Origin of the sequence: Marinobacter alexandrii (genome assembly GCA_039984955.1) — a bacterium.
In the GTDB taxonomy this organism is placed as follows: domain Bacteria; phylum Bacteroidota; class Bacteroidia; order Cytophagales; family Cyclobacteriaceae; genus Ekhidna.
The window spans coordinates 2,387,538-2,409,789 of the sequence record JBDWTN010000007.1 but is presented as its reverse complement, the minus strand read 5'-3'; the positions used below and the strand labels follow the sequence as shown (position 1 = coordinate 2,409,789).

At 37.7% G+C, this 22,252-nt stretch carries 18 protein-coding genes; 11 read left to right on the top strand and 7 right to left on the bottom strand.

Features of this window, described 5'->3' with window-relative positions; translation table 11 throughout:
* Positions 1 to 42 precede the first annotated feature (42 nt).
* From ABJQ32_17100 to ABJQ32_17090, 3 genes are all read left to right on the top strand, one after another.
* The gene (locus ABJQ32_17100) at positions 43 to 1,836 is read left to right on the top strand and encodes a chloride channel protein (protein MEP5291377.1); all 1,794 of its coding nucleotides are present in this window, start codon (positions 43 to 45) and stop codon (positions 1,834 to 1,836) included.
* A gap of 393 nt (positions 1,837 to 2,229) precedes the next feature.
* On the top strand, positions 2,230 to 2,697 hold the full coding sequence (locus ABJQ32_17095; GenBank protein ID MEP5291376.1) for a TlpA disulfide reductase family protein: 468 nt from the start codon (positions 2,230 to 2,232) through the stop codon (positions 2,695 to 2,697).
* A 15-nt stretch (positions 2,698 to 2,712) separates the two neighbouring features.
* The gene (locus tag ABJQ32_17090; GenBank protein MEP5291375.1) at positions 2,713 to 3,336 is read left to right on the top strand and encodes a thioredoxin family protein; all 624 of its coding nucleotides are present in this window, start codon (positions 2,713 to 2,715) and stop codon (positions 3,334 to 3,336) included.
* Positions 3,337 to 3,411: 75 nt separating this feature from the next.
* On the opposite strand, the gene raiA is transcribed toward ABJQ32_17090, so the two are convergent.
* The 4 genes from raiA to ABJQ32_17070 all read right to left on the bottom strand — a co-directional run bounded on the left by raiA (position 3,412) and on the right by ABJQ32_17070 (position 6,097).
* Positions 3,412 to 3,711 (bottom strand): ribosome-associated translation inhibitor RaiA, encoded by a 300-nt coding sequence (gene raiA, locus ABJQ32_17085; protein ID MEP5291374.1) that lies wholly within the window; start codon positions 3,709 to 3,711, stop codon positions 3,412 to 3,414.
* A 26-nt stretch (positions 3,712 to 3,737) separates the two neighbouring features.
* Positions 3,738 to 4,625 carry a tyrosine-type recombinase/integrase gene (locus ABJQ32_17080; GenBank protein ID MEP5291373.1) on the bottom strand — a complete coding sequence of 296 codons (888 nt, stop codon included), beginning with the start codon at positions 4,623 to 4,625 and terminating at the stop codon, positions 3,738 to 3,740.
* A 61-nt stretch (positions 4,626 to 4,686) separates the two neighbouring features.
* Positions 4,687 to 4,881 carry a 30S ribosomal protein S21 gene (gene rpsU / locus ABJQ32_17075; GenBank protein ID MEP5291372.1) on the bottom strand — a complete coding sequence of 65 codons (195 nt, stop codon included), beginning with the start codon at positions 4,879 to 4,881 and terminating at the stop codon, positions 4,687 to 4,689.
* Between the two features lie 52 nt (positions 4,882 to 4,933).
* Complete coding sequence (locus tag ABJQ32_17070; protein ID MEP5291371.1) at positions 4,934 to 6,097, bottom strand: acyl-CoA dehydrogenase family protein; 1,164 nt, start codon at positions 6,095 to 6,097, stop codon at positions 4,934 to 4,936.
* Between the two features lie 130 nt (positions 6,098 to 6,227).
* Between ABJQ32_17070 and ABJQ32_17065 the strand changes: the two genes are divergently transcribed.
* A complete protein-coding gene (locus tag ABJQ32_17065) occupies positions 6,228 to 7,538 on the top strand; it encodes a UDP-glucose/GDP-mannose dehydrogenase family protein (protein MEP5291370.1) in 1,311 nt (436 codons plus the stop codon).
* Positions 7,539 to 7,572: 34 nt separating this feature from the next.
* On the opposite strand, the gene ABJQ32_17060 is transcribed toward ABJQ32_17065, so the two are convergent.
* A complete protein-coding gene (locus ABJQ32_17060; GenBank protein MEP5291369.1) occupies positions 7,573 to 8,313 on the bottom strand; it encodes a DUF547 domain-containing protein in 741 nt (246 codons plus the stop codon).
* A gap of 115 nt (positions 8,314 to 8,428) precedes the next feature.
* On the opposite strand from ABJQ32_17060, the gene ABJQ32_17055 reads away from it, so the two are divergent.
* The 4 genes from ABJQ32_17055 to ABJQ32_17040 are packed head-to-tail and all read left to right on the top strand — an operon-like array spanning position 8,429 to position 14,081.
* Positions 8,429 to 10,366, top strand: coding sequence for a cation:proton antiporter (locus ABJQ32_17055; protein ID MEP5291368.1), 1,938 nt, complete (start codon positions 8,429 to 8,431; stop codon positions 10,364 to 10,366).
* A 57-nt stretch (positions 10,367 to 10,423) separates the two neighbouring features.
* On the top strand, positions 10,424 to 11,971 hold the full coding sequence (locus tag ABJQ32_17050) for a glycine--tRNA ligase (GenBank protein MEP5291367.1): 1,548 nt from the start codon (positions 10,424 to 10,426) through the stop codon (positions 11,969 to 11,971).
* A 1-nt stretch (position 11,972) separates the two neighbouring features.
* On the top strand, positions 11,973 to 12,740 hold the full coding sequence (locus ABJQ32_17045; GenBank protein MEP5291366.1) for a zinc-dependent peptidase: 768 nt from the start codon (positions 11,973 to 11,975) through the stop codon (positions 12,738 to 12,740).
* A 9-nt stretch (positions 12,741 to 12,749) separates the two neighbouring features.
* Positions 12,750 to 14,081, top strand: coding sequence for a deoxyguanosinetriphosphate triphosphohydrolase (locus ABJQ32_17040; protein ID MEP5291365.1), 1,332 nt, complete (start codon positions 12,750 to 12,752; stop codon positions 14,079 to 14,081).
* Here ABJQ32_17040 and ABJQ32_17035 read toward each other — a convergent pair.
* Together ABJQ32_17035 and ABJQ32_17030 are read right to left on the bottom strand one after the other, a co-directional pair.
* The gene (locus tag ABJQ32_17035) at positions 14,078 to 14,443 is read right to left on the bottom strand and encodes a hypothetical protein (protein ID MEP5291364.1); all 366 of its coding nucleotides are present in this window, start codon (positions 14,441 to 14,443) and stop codon (positions 14,078 to 14,080) included. The genes ABJQ32_17040 and ABJQ32_17035 overlap by 4 nt on opposite strands.
* A 92-nt stretch (positions 14,444 to 14,535) precedes the next feature.
* Positions 14,536 to 15,699: an MFS transporter gene (locus tag ABJQ32_17030; GenBank protein MEP5291363.1), complete on the bottom strand. Its 1,164-nt coding sequence runs from the start codon at positions 15,697 to 15,699 to the stop codon at positions 14,536 to 14,538.
* Positions 15,700 to 15,910: 211 nt separating this feature from the next.
* On the opposite strand from ABJQ32_17030, the gene ABJQ32_17025 reads away from it, so the two are divergent.
* Genes ABJQ32_17025 through ABJQ32_17015 form a run of 3 tightly spaced genes read left to right on the top strand, consistent with a single transcriptional unit; the run spans position 15,911 to position 22,251 of the window.
* A complete protein-coding gene (locus tag ABJQ32_17025; protein ID MEP5291362.1) occupies positions 15,911 to 18,226 on the top strand; it encodes an MMPL family transporter in 2,316 nt (771 codons plus the stop codon).
* A 14-nt stretch (positions 18,227 to 18,240) separates the two neighbouring features.
* Positions 18,241 to 21,621 (top strand): isoleucine--tRNA ligase, encoded by a 3,381-nt coding sequence (gene ileS / locus ABJQ32_17020; protein ID MEP5291361.1) that lies wholly within the window; start codon positions 18,241 to 18,243, stop codon positions 21,619 to 21,621.
* Complete coding sequence (locus ABJQ32_17015; protein ID MEP5291360.1) at positions 21,622 to 22,251, top strand: lipoprotein signal peptidase; 630 nt, start codon at positions 21,622 to 21,624, stop codon at positions 22,249 to 22,251.
* Position 22,252: the final 1 nt, after the last annotated feature.

The following is a 22,252-nucleotide window of genomic DNA, read 5'->3' as shown; positions in this document are numbered from 1 at the left end:
CAACACCAAATTTAATGGAAGCTTTGCCTCACAGTTCTTAAGATGGCGACCGGAAACAAGAGTACTTTCGGGACGGTAATGATGAAGTTTCTGGTATGGAGAATCAAACATATCAGCGATAATAATTTCTTACTTATTACTGCCGGATTAATTGGAATATTTTCAGGATTAGCTGCTGTAATATTAAAAAGTACGGTGCATGCTATTATCCATTACCTTGAGCTCGATCTTGACATTTCCAGCTTTAACTACTTGTACTTAGGTTATCCACTCGTTGGAATTTTGCTCACCGTTTTCATCGCGAAATATGTTTTTAAAGAAAATCTAGGTCATGGCATCACCCAGATTCTCTATTCTATTTCCAAGAACTCAAGTATTATAAGACGTACTAGAATGTATTCTCGAATGGTGACAAGTGCTATTACCGTTGGTTTTGGTGGCTCGGTAGGTCTGGAAGCGCCGATTGTAGTCACAGGATCAGCTATTGGATCTAACCTTGCCAGATTATTCCATCTTAGCTATAAGAACAGAACGATATTATTGGGTTGTGGCGCTGCTGGCGCTATTTCTGCGATCTTCAACTCCCCCGTAACAGGTGTCATTTTCGCCATGGAAGTTATTCTCACTGAGGTAAAGATCAACAGATTTATCCCCTTGCTAATTGCATCTGTTTGTGGGCAATTAGTTGCCTTAGTTCTATTAGGAGAAGATATCTTATTCTCGTTTAAGTTAACAGAGAGTTTTATTGCCAGTGAGACTGGGTTCTATTTACTTTTTGGAGCTGTTTGTGGAATAATCTCACTTTACTTTACAAGGATTATGTATGCCTTTGAAGGGGTAATCAAAAAACTCAAAAATGATTTTGGAAGAGCAGCCGTTGGGGGTATCTCATTAGCACTTATAATCTTGACATTCCCACCAATTTATGGGGAAGGATATGAGACTATCAAAAGTCTACTTCAAGGAAATTCTGCCGATATATTCAATCATAGTTTTTTTTACCAGCTCTCTGAAAATCAGGCTTCCCTTATCGTTTTTCTATTTCTTATTCTACTTGTAAAGCCTATCGCCACAGCACTTACCATTGGCGCTGGAGGAAGCGGTGGTATCTTTGCTCCTTCACTTTTCATGGGAGGATTATCAGGATTTGTTTTCAGTTCAAGTTCTAATTCCCTACTCAATACTTCGTTAAGTACCAGCAATTTCACTCTAGTAGGAATGTGTGGTGTCATGAGCGGAGTACTGCATGCGCCCCTCACTGCTATATTCTTAATTGCAGAGATAACAAGTGGCTATGTCTTATTTGTGCCCTTGATGTTGGTGTCGGCGATTTCGTTTAGCACAATTTCCTATTTTGAAAAACATAGCATTTATACCAAAAGACTAATCGAGACTGGAGATCTAATTCAATACGATAAAGACCAAATAGTCTTAAGCTTGATTGATCTTAATAAGATAATAGAAAAAGATCTACTTGTCATCCGGCCTGAAGCTACTCTTGAAGATTTGGTAAAACTCGTTATGAAAAGTAAGAGGAATATTTTTCCTGTTGTGAATGAGGATAAAGAATTACAGGGAATTGTTACGCTTGATGATGTTCGAGAAATGATGTTTGATGATGAAAACAGACAAAATGTAATCATCAAAACAATCATGCAAAAACCTCCTGCCAGTGTTTCTACTCAAGAAAAAATGCAATCCGTGATGAATAAGTTTGAGGTGACACAAGCATGGAATTTACCCGTTATAGACGATGGAAAATACATTGGATTTATTTCTAAATCCAGAATATTCAACGCCTACAGAAAGAAGCTAATACGGCAAACATCTGAATGATTATCAATTGATAAAAACCTGAAAATCAGTTGTTTAGATACCTTCATTTAGAGTTATCAACAAATCTCAATTATCGATAAATAAGTATAACTTATTGAATTATAGGTACTTATCATCAATTCAGTTAAAAATGTGGATAACTTTTACGAAATGTGGATAAAAAAGCTTTGACTTGTTTGGATCCAATAATTTGAATGTCTGTCACAAGTTGAATATATACAATATGCTCCCCCTTGAAGGATTTGGAAAAAAACTTGATCATATTGACATTAGTTAATGCATCATTAACAGAATAGATTGTGAATTAGGTCGAAAAAGAAACTATCTAGCTTTTGTACAAAAATTTTGTCTTGCGGTATAAAACTTGAATTCTTTAATTTCGTATTTCATATGATGAAAAAAATTGTTTTGGCTTTTGCAATTCTTGTGTCGATACAACTCTCTGCTCAAAAGGTAGAAGTGATAAAATTTTCGGAATTGCAAGACAAGATTCTTTATACTGAATCAGAACTTACTGTTTTTAATTTTTGGGCAACATGGTGTGCTCCGTGCATAAAAGAACTCCCATATTTTGATGAACTCGAATCAAAGAATACTAATATAAAAGTCTATCTCGTTAGTATTGATTTCCAAAATGAAGTTGAACGAGTAAAGAAATTCGTTACAAAAAGAGCTCTTAACTCAGACGTTCTTTTTCTTGATGAGAAAGATCCTGATACTTATATGTCTAAGGTAAGTCAAGAATGGAGTGGCGCTATTCCTGCGACCTTATTTGTCACAGACTTGGGTAAAACGTATTTCCATGAAAAAGCGTTTACTAAAGAAGAATTAGAGAAGACCGTTAAAAAATATTTGAACTAACAAATGTCCAAAACCATGAAACGAACATTTATACTTATAATCGGAATGATGGCTGTAGTAGCTTTATTATTCACGAATGCTTCAAGACCATTGGCCGGATACAGTGTGGGTGATTACGCCGCAGATTTCAAACTACCTAATACCGATGGAAAAATGGTATCCATGTCTGACTTTAGTTCAGCAAAAGGATTTATCGTGGTATTTACATGCAACACTTGCCCATATGCGAATGCTTACGAATCCAGAATTATTGATTTAGATAAAAAATTCGCTGATAAAGGATTCCCTTTAGTTGCAATCAACCCTAATGACATTGTTCAGCAACCTGGCGATTCAATGGATGAAATGAAGAAAAGAGCTAAAAATAAAAGCTATACTTTTCCTTATTTAAGAGATGATAGTCAAGAGGTGACTAAAGCCTTTGGTGCAACCAAAACACCACATGTTTATGTGCTCAACAAAGAAGCAAATGGGAAGTATAAGGTAGAATTCATTGGCGCTATTGATGATAGTCCGAATGATCCTTCTGATGTATCTGAAACATATGTGGAAAATGCAATAAATGCTGTGCTTTCTGGAAGTAAGCCTTCCGTTACAGAAAAAAGAGCTATAGGATGCACTATCAAATGGAAAAGTTAATGCTGTATTCTTTTTAAATGAAAAGCCTCACTCTTCAATTGTAGAGTGAGGCTTTTTGTTGTTGACCAATATTTACTAGTGAGCTAAAGCCTTCTCTTTATGCTTCTTCAGTTGTCTTCTTAATGCTTCTACAGCTGCATCAACTCCGACCTCAAAGGATCGTGCTTTTTCTTTTGAGAAAAACTGATTCTTAGGTCCATTCAATTTTATTTCAACAATTTTATTCTCCTTAGTTTCGTCATTTTCTACCCGTAGAAAGACCTCCCCATCAATTATCCTATCGTAGAATGTTTCCAATTTATCAACTTTCTTTTGGATAAAATCAAGCAGCTTACTATCTGCGTCAAAGTGAATGGAATGCATCTGTAACTTCATGTCTGTCGCGTTTAAAAGGTTATACATTATGCTTTAGGATGTGCCTGATCAAAGGCTGCCTTCAGCTTTTCTATAGAATTGTGGGTGTAAACCTGCGTAGCAGCCAAACTGGTATGTCCTAGCAAATCTTTAACTGCATTTAGGTCTGCACCTTTATTTAATAAATGAGTCGCAAAAGTGTGTCTCATCACATGAGGACTCTTTTTACTCAATGTAGTTACCGCGGTTAAATACTTCTTTACCTTGCGATAAATAAACATTGGATATAAAGCATTTCCAGTGTCTGTAACCAGAAGTTTTTCCTCTTTAATGGTTATTTGATCCCGCACTTTTAGATAGTCAACTATCAATTGTATTAACGAATTTCCAATTGGGATGATACGTTCTTTATTTCTTTTTCCAAGCACAAGAATAGTATTAGCATAAAAGTTTACATCAGAATCTTTTAATCCCTGAAGTTCCGACAACCGAATGCCTGTAGAATATAAAAGCTCAAGGAGTAGCCTATCTCTATGACCTGAAAAGTCTTTCGGGAATTCAACCCTATCCAAAAGATTTGTAATTTCTTCCTCTTTGACAAAAGCTGGAAGGTCTTTTTCAGTTTTTAGAGGCTTTATCTGAGATGTCGGGTTTGACTCCACGAATTCTCGGCCCAAAAGAAATTTATAGAAGGATTTGAGTGTTGCTATTTTCCGATTAACAGATTTTGGCGAAAGTCCTTCATCCATTAATTGCACGATCCAACCTCTAATTTGAGCATGCTTTACTTTTGAAAGATCTTGGATTTCAAAATCCTTTTCCAAAAAGCCAGAAAATTGATTAAGGTCTTTCCCGTATGCTTCAAGCGTATGCTTGCTATAGCGTTTTTCGAAGGACAGATATTTGAGGAAAGTCTCCACCATAAGCAGTCTCACCTCTAAAATTGAGGTGAATACTAACTTATTAAAATCTTAGGTGAAGAAGAAGGAGAAAAGGTTATTTATTTTCCTCGTCTCTTATGTGCTGAATGTATCTCGCTTTTATGATCTCCTCTCTTCTAGCAACTGAAGGCTTCTTGAAGTGAGTTCTTGATCTAAGTTCTCTGAGTACACCCGTTTTTTCAAACTTCTTCTTGTATCTCTTAAGTGCTCGGTCTATTGATTCGTTCTCTTTAACGTTGATTATTAACATTTCAGAATTTTTTATGGGCCGCAAATATAGCAGCTATTTTAATGCATTACAATTATTGATTAAATAAGGTTCTTGATATAACAATCTTTTGAATTTCAGAGGTCCCTTCTCCTATGGTGCATAGCTTAGCATCTCTATAGTATTTTTCTGCAGGATAGTCTTTTGTATAGCCATAACCTCCAAAAACTTGCACACCATCATTGGCCACCTCAACGGCAATTTCTGATGAATATAGTTTTGCCATCGCTGATTCTCGGTTGATATTCTTACCTTGATTTTTCAACTCTGCAGACTGAAAAGTTAAAAGTTTAGCTGCCTCAACTTTTACTGCCATATCAGCTAGTTTAAATGCAATTCCTTGAAACTTAGATATAGACTTTCCAAATTGTTCTCTTTCTTGAGAATATGCGATAGCTGCGTTAAGCGCGCCCTCCGCGATACCGCAACCAAGTGCAGCAATTGAAATACGTCCTCCGTCTAGAACTTTTAATGCTTGCACAAATCCTTCACCAACTTCTCCTATTAAATTTTCTGCTGGGATTCTACATTCTTCAAAAATCATTTCTGAAGTTTCTGAGCACCTCATTCCCAATTTATCCTCTTTTCTTCCTTGCTTGAATCCTGGGTTCGTCCTTTCCACAATAAAAGCACTCGCGTTCCTTGATTGACCCGGCTCACCTGTTCTAGCAATTACCACAGCTACATTTCCTGAGTTTCCATGGGTGATAAAGTTCTTTGCTCCATTCAAGACCCAATCGTCACCGTCTTTCTTTGCAACAGTCTTCATGTTGCCTGCATCAGATCCCGTATTCGGTTCAGTAAGACCCCATGCACCAATCCATTCCCCAGTGGCCAACTTCGGCAAATATTTTTGCTTTTGTTCTTCACTCCCATGCTGGAGAATATGGCCTGTACAAAGGGAATTATGAGCTGCCATTGAAAGACCGATAGATCCATCAACTTTTGATAGCTCTATGATTGCTGTGACGTATTCATGATACCCAAACCCTGCTCCTCCATACTCTTGAGGCACAAGCACTCCCATAAGTCCGAGTTCCCCCATTTTATGAAAGACTTCTTTGGGAAACTCCTGAGATTCATCCCATATCATCTTATGTGGCTCAATCTCTTTAGCACAGAAATCTCTTACCATCTGTGCGATCATCTCTTTATTCTCAGTGACTTCTGAGGCTGGGGCTAATGTTGCTGTTGACATATTTAAAACGTTTGCTTTAATGGGAACGCAAAATTACTAATCTTGTTCATCTAAAAATAGATGAGTTCTTCTTTTGGTAAATAAACAAGGCTTAGCTTTGCCGACCGTTAGAATTAAAAGTTATACAACCATGAAAATCGCAGTTGTTGGAACTGGCTATGTTGGCCTAGTAACAGGCACTTGTTTCGCAGAAACAGGCAATCATGTAACATGCATTGATATAGACGAAGAAAAAGTCAGAAAACTAAGCAATAAGCAAATCACAATATACGAACCTGGACTTGAGGCATTGTTCGAAAGGAATATTCGTCAAGGACGATTAGAGTTTACAACAAATCTAGAAGAGGGAATAAAAGGGGCTCAAATAATATTCTTGGCCCTACCAACGCCTCCTGGCGAAGATGGGTCAGCTGATCTACAATATGTATTGAAAGTTGCAGAGGATCTTGGGCCCTTACTTGAAGACTTTACAGTCATTGTAGATAAAAGCACAGTCCCGGTAGGAACGGCAGAAAAAGTAACCGCCAAGGTAAAAGATGGAGCGAAAGTCGATTTCGAAGTAGTTTCAAATCCTGAATTCTTAAGAGAAGGTGTTGCGGTTGAAGATTTCATGAAGCCAGATCGTGTAGTCATTGGAGCTGAGTCTGAGAAATCTATTAAACTCATGGAGAAATTGTATGCTCCGTTTGTGAGGCAAGGCAATCCTGTTATTTTCATGGACGTACGTTCAGCTGAACTCACGAAGTATGCAGCGAATTCATTCCTTGCAACAAAAATCACATTCATGAACGAGATAGCAAATCTTTGCGAACTTCTTGGGGCTGATGTTGATAAAGTAAGAAAAGGAATTGGAACAGATACAAGAATTGGCAATCGTTTCTTATTCGCAGGGATAGGTTATGGTGGAAGTTGCTTTCCGAAAGATGTGCAAGCATTGGCTAAGTCTTCTTCTGAAGTCGATTACGATTTCAAAATATTGAATTCTGTAATGGACGTTAATCAACATCAGAAGCAAAAAATGATAAACCCCTTGTTGAATTATTTCGACGGAGACTTATCAGGTAAAACAATTGCTGTTTGGGGTTTGGCTTTTAAGCCATATACTGATGATATCAGAGAGGCTCCTGCCTTAGAGAACATTCAAGCATTGCTTGATAAAGGAGCAAAAGTGAGAGCCTATGATCCAGAAGCAATGGAGAACGTGAAGAGTTTGTTTAAAGATCAGGTGCATTTTGCAGGTGACCAATATGATGCACTTCAAGATGCAGACGCATTGATGATCATGACCGAATGGCCAATTTTCCGAACCCCTGAGTTTGAAAAAATGGTGAATGCTCTTAAGAATAAAGTAATCTTTGACGGCAGAAACCTCTATGATCTCCCACAAATGGAAGAACTAGGTTTTGAATATCATAGTGTCGGAAGAAAAATAATTAAGTAATTAAAGAGGCCTGACCAAATCAGGCCTCTTTTATCTATTGTTCGTTCAGTTTCCAATTATAATCCTTCCAATCAATATTAGCATCCTTATTAAGTTTAGTGGGAGCATATTGATTGATGTATTCGATTAAGGTTCCATCATTATTGAAGTCTCCTCCATACCAGTTAAACAGCTTCGAAAGCTTGGCTTTTTTATCACTCTTAAATTCATTTTTAGTGGGGTCCGCTAAAAAATCTTTTGCCGCTTTGGTCAACTGCTCATCTAGTTTTTCAGGCATATAAGCTCGGTTTTGCAACTTTGGACAAGAGACTGCTGCACAAACCAATGCAAAGTGGATTCTTGGTTCGTTGAAATCTTTTCTAATGATCCCGTGCTCAAGATTATTTAAGTCATATTCTTCGCCCCCTATCTTAATAAACTTCACATCCCAAGGAGTATTCACAAATGGAATCTTAATTTTAGCTCCAATATCCTTAATACTCTCAACTGGGTAATTTCTCAGAATGAGTTCTATGGTGAAAGCATTATAGGCGTTAATCCAATAAGCCAATTTTTGATCTCTGGTCCATGATTTTTGTGGCGAATTGCCTTCAATCATTGTCAAATAGGCCTTAAATTTAGCTCGCTCAGAATCTATGCCCTTGTAGTTTACCAAACCTTTTTCATCTACATATTTTTGAAGTAACTCATCAAACGACTGATGTGAAACCCCATTTTGGCTAAAAACTCCAAATGAAAAAAGAATAAGAGTAAGAGAGATTATGGTCTTGTTCATATAAATTATCTTTCGTTTTAAACATTAACAATTACGTACATCGAAGACTGTTTGATGCTAACAAAGTGAAGTTACCTGAAACAATCTTGCAAGATGTACGCCAAAAGACAATTATTTGGATTTAATCACGGATAATAAAGAGTTAATTGCACTAGTTGCTGGTTTTTTTGTCATTGCTATTGCTGCGAATCAAATAGCAAAGGCCTTCCAGAGAATACGACTCCCGTTAATTACAGGACTCATTTTCACAGGACTGATTGCAGGTCCCTATATCATAGGGCTTATCCCTATTTCAGCAAAAACAAATCTCAATTTTATAAATGAGACTGCTTTAGCTTTCATCGCATTTGCTGCTGGAGCAGAATTGTATCTCAGGGAATTAAGAAGTAGAATTAATTCCATTAAATGGAATACATTCGGACAGTTAGTCGTCACTTTTGTGCTGGGATCTATAGTGGTATTTTTCGTTGCTGATTTCATCCCATACATGGCTGAAATGAATAACGCAGCAAGGATTTCAGTCGCTATGATTACTGCGGCCATTTTCGTGGCACGATCACCTGCTTCCGCAATTGCGATAATCAACGAGTTAAGAGCCAAAGGGCCATTTGTTCAGACTGTGATGGGTGTTACAGTTGTGAAAGACTTTTTAGTCATTGTCCTTTTTTCTATCTGCATTTCCTTATCTCAGGTTTTGATTTCGGGAGAAGAATTTAACTATATCGAAATACTGATTCTTTTCTTAGAACTCAGTTTATCCTTCATACTTGGGTTCTTTGTCTATGGATTCATATTAAAGCGAGCTTTAGCGTGGCGCATTAGAAGATACTCTAAAACGGCCTTAGTTCTCTTGATAGGGTATTCAGCATATTTACTTTCATTTTATGTTGATATATACACTGAAAGATATCTTCATCATGCCATTTCTTTTGAGCCACTTCTAATTTGCATCTTGGCAAGTTTTGCCGTTACTAATTATTCTAAATCACGACCAGAGTTTCTAAAAATCTTAGAAGATCTTAGTATTCCAGTTTATGTCTGTTTCTTCACTCTCACAGGAGCAACATTTGCCTTAAATCAAATAATAGGTGTAATCGGAGTTGCACTTATTTTATTTTTAATCAGGACTGTGACAATGATCATAGGAGCTTATACAGGAGGTTTTCTTGCAAAAGATCCCATGAAATTTAATCACATTGGTTGGATGCCATACATGACTCAAGCAGGAGTTGCCCTTGGGTTGGCAACAGTTGTCTCAAACGAATTTCCAGAATGGGGGCAAGAATTCGCAACAGTAATTATCGCTTTGATAGTCATTAATCAATTTATTGGTCCACCGCTTTTTAAATGGGCTATTTATCAAGTTGGCGAAGACCGAAGTAAAGCACCAACACCTGAATTCGATGGCATTCGCGATGCTACAATTATTGGTTTTGAAAGTCAATCTGTGGCCTTAGCACATCAACTATTAGATAATGGATGGGAAGTGCAGCTTGCCACAAAGAAGGACATTGGAACTTTTCAGGAACCAGATGGCATAAACATGGTATACCTAAAGGATTTCTCTGTGGCAGAACTAAGAAAGATTCAAGCCCACAAATCTGAAGCAATTGTTTGTATGCTTACAGACGAAGAAAATCTTCAAATTTGTGAAATCGCTTATAATAAGTTTGGAACCAGAGATCTAATCGTACGACTAAATCAGCGATATAATTCCCAAAAATTCTTAGCCATTGGCGCAAAAATCGTTGACCCATCAACTGCCATTGTAAGTCTATTGGATCATTTTGTGAGGTCGCCACAGGCAGCATCTCTTCTATTGGGTATGTCAAAAGGAAAAGATACAAGAGATATCGAATTGCTCAATCATGATCTTCATGGTATCACCTTACGCGATTTAAGACTTCCTGCAGATGTCATTATCCTTTCGGTAGTTCGTGGTGGTCAGACCATCATTACTCATGGGTATACCCGATTGAGATTTAAAGACACATTAACAGTCGTCGGATCTATTCAAAGTCTGGAGCAAATGCAGCTCAAATTTGACAAGTAATCAAAAAATTATCTCTCGAAAGCCAAAAGAAAATCAGTAAACATATCTTTGCGAGCTATGAGCAATACACCTGACGGAGGATCACTAAAAAATATTGTTTCACACTGCAAAGAGTATGGTTTTGTCTATCCATCTAGTGATATCTATGATGGTCTTGGTGCTACTTACGATTATGGCCCAAACGGTTCTGAATTAAAAAACAATATCAAGCAATATTGGTGGCAAGCAATGGTACGTATGCATGAAAACATTGTAGGTATCGATGCTGCTATCTTCATGCACCCAACCACATGGAAAGCGTCCGGCCATGTTGATGCTTTTAACGATCCTCTTATCGATAACAAAGATTCTAAAAAAAGATATCGAGCGGATGTATTGATCGAAGAGTATATCGCTAAAGTTGAAGGGAAAATCTCGAAAGAAGTAACAAAAGCCGCTAAGCGTTTCGGTGATTCTTTTGAAGAAGAGCAATTCGTTTCTACGAATCCTCGTGTAGTTGGCTACAAAGAAAAAATCAAGTCAATTGAAGACAGAATTGGGAAAGCTCTTAATTCTAATGATTTGCAAGATGTGAAGGCTTTAATAGAGGAACTAGAAATTGCTGATCCTGTGTCTGGATCTAAAAACTGGACTGACGTGCGTCAATTCAACTTGATGTTCTCTACCGAAATGGGGTCGTTAGCAGACGGGGCAGATAAAATCTATTTACGTCCGGAAACTGCGCAGGGCATTTTTGTGAACTACCTCAATGTTCAGAAAACAGCTCGAGTGAAACCCCCTTTCGGTATCGCTCAAATTGGAAAAGCTTTCAGAAATGAGATCATTGCACGCCAATTCATTTTCAGAATGCGTGAATTCGAGCAGATGGAAATGCAATTTTTTGTGAAGCCCGGTGATGATATGAAGTGGTATGAACACTGGAAAGAAAAACGAATTAACTGGCACAAAGCTCTAGGACTTGGTGAAGACAATTATCGTTTTCACGATCACCTCAATCTTGCTCACTACGCAAATGCTGCAACAGACATAGAATTTAACTTTCCGATGGGCTTTAAAGAGCTGGAAGGCATTCACTCAAGAACTGACTTTGATCTGAAAGCACATGAAGAGCATTCTGGAAAAAAGCTTCAGTTCTTTGATCAAAACACAAATGAAAGTTACGTACCATATGTGGTTGAAACTTCCATTGGCTTAGATAGAATGTTTCTTGCTATTATGTCCGCGGCTTACACGGAAGAAAAACTGGAAGATGGAAGTGAACGAACCGTACTAAGAATACCACCAGCGCTTGCTCCAAATAAAGTGGCCATACTTCCCTTAGTAAATAAAGATGGGCTTCCTGAAAAAGCCGAAGAAATTCTTGAGGAGATCAAGTATGACTTTTCATTCCAGTATGATGTGAAAGATGCTATCGGCAGAAGATACAGAAGACAGGATGCAATAGGCACACCATTTTGTGTAACTATCGATCACCAAACATTAGAAGATAATACTGTCACCATTCGTGAAAGAGATAGTATGCAGCAGGAAAGAGTTTCATTGGCAGAGTTGATTCAAAAAATTCACGATAAAGTAGATATGAAACATCTGTTGAAAAAAGTCTGATTTGCAGTATTTACTCATATTGTTGATTCCATTTATTGCCAGATGGGTTGTACGCTTTCATCAGACTGGAAGTCTATTTCCGGCCTTTTTCTTGAGTGCCAAACACAAAGCATTTCTTGCTAAAAATTTTCAATTCTATCAAAAACTCCCGCCTCAGTCAAAACAAATGTTTGAAAGACGAGTGGCTCTTTTTATAAGCTCTAAAAAGTTCATTCCGCGAGAAATGGAACAAGTTGTATGGGAGATGAAAGTGCTAATTTCAGCTTCCGCAATTCAGCTCACTTTTGGATTTCCAAAGATTCGCCTTCGCTGGTTTCGATACATTTTGGTATTCCCTAACACATTTTTCAGTCAGGCAAATCAGCAACATCACAAGGGTGAGGTTAATCCTAAAGCAAAAACCATTGTGCTTTCATGGAAGTATTTTGTAGAAGGATATCTGAAATCTGATGGACGAAACCTTGGGCTTCATGAAATGGCTCATGCATTAAGATTGGAAAACAGGATTATGAACGACGAATATGATTTTCTTGATCATAAAATATTAGAGAAATGGGAAGTGCATGCACAACATACAATGCAAGAAATCAAAAATGGAACGGAAGAATTTTTTAGAAAATATGGTAGCGCTAACAACGAAGAATTTTTTGCTGTGGCCGTCGAGAACTTCTTCGAGCGGCCTTTAGAATTCAAAGATCGACACCCATTAACCTACCAAACGCTTTGCCAACTTCTTAAACAAGACCCGGTATTACTGGAAAAAACTTAATTTTTACCCATGAATTGGCTTCAATTACTTTCTCATAAACGTCCAGGAGAAACCACAAATATTTCTCACGATCAAACCAGAAGTCGATTCGAACAAGATTTCGATAGAATAATCTTTTCGCATCCATTTAGGAAACTACAAGACAAAACGCAAGTTTTCCCCTTACCTGAAGATGATTTTGTTCACACGCGTCTCACCCACAGTTTAGAAGTTTCAGTAGTAGGTCGTTCGCTAGCTAAAAATGCTGGCACTTTTTTGCTAGAAAAATATTCCGAGCTCAAAAGCGAAGGATATAGTATCCATGATTTTGGGGGAATAGTCGGGGCTGCATGCCTAGCCCATGACTTAGGTAATCCTCCTTTTGGTCACTCTGGAGAAGACAGTATTTCTTCTTTCTTTCTGACCAATGAGAAAGGGCTCTTCTTTAAAAACAAAGTCACAAATTCTGAATGGAGAGATCTCACGACCTTTGAAGGGAATGCTCAAGGATTGAGAATTCTGAATGGGAAAGGCAATGGTGGTTTAAAACTTACCTATGCCACTTTAGGTGCTTTTACAAAATACCCGCTTTCTTCTTCTTGCGAAAAAGAAAAGGGGCGTAAAAGCCAGAAAAAATTCGGGTACTATCAATGCAATGCTGATCTATTTGAAGAAATGGCCATTGAGATGGGCTTGGTCAAATTAGCAGAAAATAAGTGGTGCAGACATCCTTTGGCTTTTCTGGTGGAGGCTGCAGATGATATTTGCTATCACATTATTGACCTTGAGGATGGTTGCAGACTTGGTTTAGTGTCTTTCGAAACAGTAAAAAATTTATTAGCGGAAATAATCGGGGAAAATTACTCTGAGGAGAAAGTACAAAAGATTCCTTCACAGAATGAACGCTTAGGTACCTTAAGAGCAATGGCCATTGGCCAGTTAATACAGGAATGTTCTGAAGCATTTATACAAAATGAAGAAGCGATGTTAGACGGGTCTTTTGATCAAGATTTAACGAGTTTGATCCCATCCGCGTCCGCAATGAAGAAAATAATTAATCTTTCAATTGACAAGATCTATCGTTCTAAGCTTGTGTTGGAAAAAGAGGCTGGTGGGTATGAAGTGATTGATAACCTGATTGAAACATTTGCTACAGCTGTATATTCCAACTATTTTGACTCCCCATTACCAAAACATAAATCAGTATTAAGGTTACTCCCCGAGGAGTATGAAGTTCAATTAGATGTAGTTGAATCCGCTTATGAGGCACTTCAGATCGTTATAGATTTTATTAGCGGACTTACAGATTCGCATGCGGTGAGGTTATACAAAACGATTAAAGGCTATCGCCTTCCCGTTTAATCGTCAACTGACTTGCCTTCTTTATCTAAGATTTCCCAAAAAAGCATGTAACTGGCTGTGCTATCTCTTTCAAGCAGAGTCATTGAGGTAGAATATTTTCCGTACTCATCATCCACTTTAAACTTGAATACACCAAGTTTATCATTCAAGGTGACAAAATCGTAATCCCACAATTCAATTTCATTCCAACCCTCCGAGACTTCAAAGTCCATGTTTATGTGCTCTACATCTCCTGTATCAACTCGGTGATAACGTTCACCCTCGGGCCAAATTTTGTGGCCATCCATTTTCAAGTACATCTCATCTTTATCTATTTCATCTGGAGTAGTGCATTGAACGGATTTGATTCTGATTTTAGGCATAGCTGTAATTTTTTGAATTAGTTTAAAATTAAACAGTCTTCTGCTATTTCCTTTTCATAATTGAGCGGCAATGGTCATTGTCAAAAGCGAAACTAGATTCTCTTTTTACTTCTATTCCAAATAGCAATAATCAGCATCTGTAGTAAAATGAAAGGGATTGTAATTGCCAATAGTGATTCCCACCCAAAAGTGAAGACTACCCATCCCGCAGAAAGTGATGCAAGCGCTTGAGATGTAAATAGAAAAAATTCATTGAATGCCTGAACTTTAAATCGTTCACTCTCTCGATATGACTGTGGCAAAAGAGCAGTTCCGCTAACAAAAAGGAAGTTCCATCCAAGCCCAAGAAGAATAAGCGCAACCCAGTAGTTTGAAACAAAGTGACCGGAAAATGCTATTGCAATACAAATTAAATATGCCACTAACCCTGCAATCATTATTCTGGAAACACCAAATTTTTTAATCAATCCGCCTGTAAACAAGGAAGGTAAAAACATAGCTACGATATGGCTTTGTATGACAACTTTGGTATTTTCAAGTGAGTGTCCATCCATCACATGCATACTAATAGGTGTAGCAGTCATCATGAAGGTCATTACTGCATATCCAATTGTAGCACCCAAGAGTGCCACCCAAAAAACTCTTTGAGTGGTAATTATCTTCATTGATCGAGGTTTAGAAATCTCTATTGTTTTCTTAGGAATTGTGTTTTCATAAAAAGCGAGAATGAATAACCCAATCGCAAACAAACCAGAGAGTAGCAAGAAAGATCCTGAAAATTCAACTTCCAATAAATCCTTTCCAAATATGGCAACTTCTGGACCTAAAAATGCAGCGGCAATTCCACCAACCAATACATATGAAGCAGCTTTAGGCATCTTCTCCGCTGAAACACTTTCCATGGAGGCAAAGCGAAACTGCATAATGCAAGCACTCGTAGCTCCTAAAAGAAAAGTACAAAATGAAAAGAAATAAAATCCTTTGATTGAAATGGCATAAGAGGCAAGAAGTGCTATAGCAATTGAGTAAAGTACTATCATTAAGAATGCTTTCTTTCTGCCTATGCGCTTCATTAAAAAAGTAATAGGAACGGTGAAAACAGCGGTTCCAACCACAATACTCGCAACTGGAAGGGTGGCTAATTTTGCACTAGGTGCTAACTGATTCCCTATAAGCCCACCAACAAAAACATTCATTGAGTTTACACACATCATGAATGCCTGGGCTAGTGTAAGTATCCACACGTTTTTATGCATGACGGCAAGATACTTGTATTCTAAAAAAACCGATGTTAGTGCTGCTTTGTCTACTAGAAGTAATAATCATTCATAAACCCTTGAAAATCTTGCCCCTAAGCCTTATCTAATTACCTTTGCGCACTATTTTATTATGTGGTCCAAACTAGCTTATAGCATCCTTAAATTTCGTGTAACACTTATGGTCATCCTGGCCGCAATAACAGTGTTCATGGGATACCAGTCTCAAAACATCAAGTGGTCTTATGACTTGGCTAATATTGTTCCTGAAAAAGATCCAGATATGGTCTATTTCAGACAATTTAGAAGCACATTTGGAGAAGATGGAAACATTATGGCACTTGGCATACAAGATAGTAGTGTTTACCAATTAGAAAACTTCAGAAAATTTAGTGAGCTAACTCATAGACTAGAAGGCAAAGAGGGCATTAGAAACGTTTTAGGGTTACCAAACCTTCAAAAACTTGAGAAGAATAATCAAAAGAGAGCTTTCGAGTTAAGGCCTATTTTCGAAGAAGTCCCACAAGATCAAAAAACACTAGATAGCTTAATCACAGGAGCGAGAAGTCTTAAGTTTTATAGTGGTCAATTAATCAATGCTGAAAACGGAGCAACTCTTTTACTGATAACTATTCGAAAAGAAATACTCAATTCGAAAAATAGAGATCAACTTGTCGATTTCATCATAAATCAAGGCAAAAAGTTTGAAGAGGAATCCGGGATAGATGTTCACTTTGCTGGCCTTCCATATTCTAGATCAATAACAACAAGCAAGGTTAAAGACGAACTCAATATGTTCCTGGTGTTGTCATTGATCGTGACAGGCATCATTCTTTTCTTGTTTTTCAGATCTTTCAAAGCGGTATTCTTTCCATTGATCATAATCGGAGTAGTCGTAATTTGGGTGATGGGAACCATCGCACTCCTTGGTTACAAAATCACACTACTCACAGGACTAATCCCGCCAATCATTGTCGTAATAGGTATACCTAACAGTGTATACATGCTAAATAGGTATCATCATGAATTCAATGAGCATGGTGATCAAATGAAAGCTTTGAGTAGGATCATCCGAAAAATCGGTGTAGTTACGTTTATAACAAATCTTACAACAGCTGTTGGATTTTTTGTTTTAGCTACTACACAAATCAATGTGCTTGTTGAGTTTGGTATTGTGGCAGGTATCAATATCATGGCAACCTTTATCGTGAGTATTATTTTGATCCCAGGTGTGTTCTCACTTTATAAGCCACCATCTCAGAAACATCTGAAGCATCTGAAGTTTAAAATGCTAGACTGGGTCATCAAAAAGATTGACATAGCTGTTCATACCATGCGTCCTGCCATATTTATTTTAACCATTGCCGTAGTAGCGGTATCGGCAGTAGGGCTTTCAAAAATTAAGGCCGTCTCCTATATGGTAGATGACATTCCAGAGAAAAGCCCACTAAAAAAAGATCTACGATTCTTTGAAGAGAACTTTAGTGGAGTCATGCCTCTGGAAATTATTGTTGATACAGGAACTAAGAAAGGTGTTCAGAACCTGAAAAACCTAAGGAAGATTGATGAATTTGAAAATTTCATTTCTTCTATCGATGGTATATCACAACCTATATCAGTAGTGAGTTTCGCTAAAGCTGCTAGACAAGCATATTACAATCAGCGTGAAGCATTCTACTCTCTTCCAATAAACAGAGATATGCCATTTATCATGCGATACCTAAGTGAAGGGGAGACTGAGGAACTTTCTCAATCATTTATCGATTCAACTGGACGGTATGTGCGAGTTTCCCTAAAAATTGCAGATATAGGATCAAGTAAATTAGACTCCCTAGTCAATGGTGTGATTGCCCCTCAAATAGACTCCATTTTTGTAGATTCAAAAATGGATGTAAACGTGACTGGAACAACGCTCATGTTCATTAAGGGTAACAAATTCCTGATTGAGAATTTGCTAACCTCCATGCTCATCGCTTTCTTCATTATTGCTTTGATCATGGCTCTGCTATTTAGGAATGTGAAAATGATCATTGTCTCTATCATTCCTAACATTATTCCGCTTTTAATCACGGCGGGTATTATGGGTTACTTCGGAATACCACTAAAACCAAGTACTGCATTAATCTTTAGTATAGTTTTTGGTATTTCGGTAGATGATTCCATTCACTTTTTAGCAAAATACAGGCAGGAGCTTTTCGCTAAGAAATTTGATGTATCAAAAGCTATAAGTAAGAGTATTCGAGAAACAGGGTCTAGTATGATTTACACATCTATCATCTTGTTCTTCGGTTTCATCATTTTCGTGTTATCGGAGTTTGGTGGAACCATCGCACTTGGAAAGCTTACATCAATCACGCTATTTTTTGCAATGATTACAAACGTAGTTGTGTTACCTGCACTCATACTTCAATTTGATAGCGGAAAACGTGATGGGAAGCATCCATTAATTGAAAATATACCAGAACTTGCTGAAGGTATAGATGAAGATGGAAAGCCCAAGAAGAAGAAAAGCAAAAAAACTAATTAGAACTTTTAGGTACTGTGAAATATCCTGAATATAAGAAAGTAAGCTATTCGGAAATTGCTAAGGATATCCTCCAGTTTTGGGAGGATAGCAGCATTTTCGATCAATCTGTAAGCACTCGTGAAGGCAAGGATACCTTTACTTTTTACGAAGGACCTCCATCCGCAAATGGGACACCAGGAATTCACCATGTGATGGCTCGTACAGTAAAGGATATTTTTTGCAGATATAAGACCCTTCAAGGATATCAAGTAAAACGAAAGGGCGGCTGGGATACTCACGGTCTTCCTGTAGAGCTTCAAGTTGAAAAACAACTCGGTATTACCAAGGACGATATTGGGAAGAAGATTTCCGTGGAAGAATACAATGCGAAATGCCGTGAGGCTGTGATGAAATTTAAAGGTGAGTGGGATGATCTAACACGACAGATGGGATATTGGGTAGATTTAGATAATCCATACGTAACCTTTGAAAAAGAATACATTGAATCTGTTTGGAATCTTCTGAAAAGACTTTTTGACAAAGATCTTCTTTATAAGGGGTATACCGTACAACCTTACTCTCCTGCTGCTGGAACAGGGTTGAGTTCTCATGAATTAAACCAACCAGGCACTTATAGAGACGTCAAAGACACTTCCGTTGTTGCTCAATTTAAGGTTAAAAAAGATGATCGATCTTCTTTTCTTTTCGACTCTGACAATGAAGATGTAAGAATCGTTGCATGGACCACAACTCCATGGACGCTACCATCAAACTGTGCTTTGGCTGTAGGTGAAAAGATCACGTATGTCAAAGTCAAAACCTTTAATCAGTATTCGCATCAACCTATTTCGGTTGTATTAGCGAAAGATTTAGTCGGTAAGTATTTTTCAGATAAAGCAAAAGAGGTATCGCTAACTGATTATAAAGAAGGGGACAAGCTTATCCCTTTTGAAATAACTAATGAATTCAAAGGGTCAGATATTCTAGAGGTTCGTTACGAGCAATTGATGCCTTATGTGACTAATGAAGAGTTAGAAGCCAAAGCTTTTAGAATCATCCCAGGCGATTTTGTTTCTACTGAGGACGGAACTGGGGTTGTTCATACAGCATCTGTGTTTGGAGCAGATGACTTTAGAGTTACACAGCAGGCTGGTGTACCATCTGTAATGGTAAAAGATGAGAAAGATCAAGAAGTTCCTTTAGTTGACAAGCAAGGTAGGTTCGTTGATGAGGTTACTGATTTTGCAGGACGCTTTGTAAAGGAGGAATATTATAGCGATGAGGAAAGGAAAGATCCTGACTTCAAACCAACAGATGTTCTTATAGCCATTAAACTAAAAGAGGATAACAAGGCTTTTAAAGTTGAAAAGTATGAGCACTCCTACCCGCATTGCTGGAGAACAGACAAGCCAGTGCTTTACTATCCATTGGATTCATGGTTTGTAAAAACCACCGCTTTGAAAGACAGATTAGTAGAACTGAATAAAACTATTAATTGGAAGCCAGAGTCTACAGGTACCGGACGCTTTGGAAACTGGCTAGGGAATCTAGTCGATTGGAATCTGAGTAGATCTCGTTTCTGGGGAACTCCACTGCCTATCTGGGTTACAGAGGATCGAACCGAGATGAAGTGTATAGGTAGCATTGAAGAACTTCAAAATGAAGTTCATAAAGCACATGAGGCAGGATTTATGAGTGCCGACCTTCCAGAAGATTTTGATCTTCATCGACCTTATGTAGATGATGTTTACTTGGTAAGTGAATCAGGCCAAAAAATGACTCGCGAATCTGATTTGATAGATGTTTGGTTTGATTCAGGCGCCATGCCTTATGCTCAATGGCACTATCCATTCGAAAACGATGATACTTTTCAATCAAACTACCCAGCTGACTTTATTGCCGAAGGAGTAGATCAAACCAGAGGATGGTTCTTTACACTTCATGCAATAGCGGTACTCCTAAATGATAGTGTTGCCTATAAGAATGTAATTGCCAATGGACTTGTGCTAGATAAGAATGGCAACAAGATGTCAAAGCGACTGGGCAATGCGATCAATCCATTTGAAACATTAGATCAGTATGGAGCAGATCCAACACGCTGGTACATGATTGCAAATGCCAACCCTTGGGATAACTTAAAGTTTGACCTGGATGGTATTGTTGAAGTTCAAAGAAAGTTCTTTGGAACACTAACTAATACGTATTCATTTTTTGCACTCTATGCGAATTTGGACAATTTCCAGATGGATGAAATGAACGTTACACCAATTACAGATCGTCCTCGATTTGACAGGTGGATAATATCAGAACTTCAAATTCTGATTAAAGATGTGACTTCCTATTATGAAGATTATGAGCCTACCAAGGCTGCAAGGGCTATTCAAGATTTCGTGAATGATCAGGTGTCTAACTGGTATGTTAGATTATCAAGAAAACGGTTCTGGAGAAGTGAACTAAATGAGGATAAAAAAGCTGCCTATGAAACACTATATGAATGTCTCATGGTTACAGCTCAATTGATGAGTCCAATTGCTCCTTTTTATGCTGAATGGCTATACAAAAACTTAACGGATGGAATTAGAGATGCCGCTATCAAAAATGATACTCCACTCAAATACGAATCTGTTCATCTAAGTATTCTTACCAAATCAGAAAAAGATGTAATTGATCAATCATTGAGTGAGAGTATGCACTTTGCTCAAGGCATTTCTTCATTGGTTCATTCACTCAGAAAGAAGGAAAAAATTAAAGTACGTCAGCCACTTCAAAAGGTATTGATACCGATATTAAAAGCCGAGGTAAGAGAAAGTATTGAGGCTGTTGAAGAATTAATTCTTTCAGAGATCAATGTAAAAGAAATTGAATATGTAGATGATGCTTCTGGGATTTTGGTGAAAAACATCAAACCAAACTTCAGAAAGCTTGGCCAGGTTCACGGTCCAAAAATGAAAGCTATAGCTGCCGTGATTAATGGGTTTGCCAAAGAAGACATTTCAATTTTAGAAAGTACGGGATCATATCAGATTGAAGTGGAAGGTGAAAAAATTACGCTTTCGTTAGATGATGTCGAAATTACATCACAAGATATTCCTGGCTGGCTAGTTGCTTCCGAAGGAGCATTGACTGTTGCTTTGGATATTACGCTTACTAATGACTTAAGAAAAGAAGGTTTGAGCAGAGATGTTGTGAATAGAATTCAGAATCTAAGAAAAGATAAAGGGCTTGAGGTTCAGGATAAAATTGCCATAAGCTATCACACTTCGGATGACCTACTAAAAACTGCTCTCGTGGATTTTTCAGAGTATATCAAAACTGAGACGCAAGCTGTTGCTCTTCAAGCAACAGAAGTGAATGGAGCTGAAAAATTCGATATTGACGGGATTGAAATAAATGTTCAAATAGAAGTAGCTAATTAAATGAAAAACCAGATACTGAAATATTTCCTCATAAGCTTCTTAGTTATTTTGGTGGATCAGATCGTAAAAATGGTCGTGTACTATAATATGGACATGGGCACTAAGGGTCAAATTATGATTTTCGGTAGTTGGTTTAAACTACATTATCTCACCAATCCCGGTATGGCGTTTGGTATGAAACTGAATTTTGAATATGGCAAACTTGTCCTTACTGTGTTCAGAATCGGTGCTATGTTCGCTATTGGTTACTACCTCTACAGTCTGATCAAAAAGCAGATGAATGCTGGACTGATCATTTGTATTGCTTTGATTCTTGGCGGTGCTATTGGCAACCTCATTGACTCGATTTTTTATGGAATTTGGTTTGATAATGCACCATTTGATGCACCAACACCTTGGTTTCATGGGCAAGTAATTGACATGTTCTACATTGATATCTGGGAAGGCTATTTACCAAGTTGGTTGCCATTACTAGGAGGAGACTACATGGCTCTGTGGCCTGTCTTTAATATTGCAGATGCATCAATTTTTACAGCTATTTGCTTTATTATCATCTTCCAAAAAAGATATTTTAAGAAAGAGGAAAACGAATCAGAAATAAATACGGAAGAGCTGGAAACTCAAAACTAAT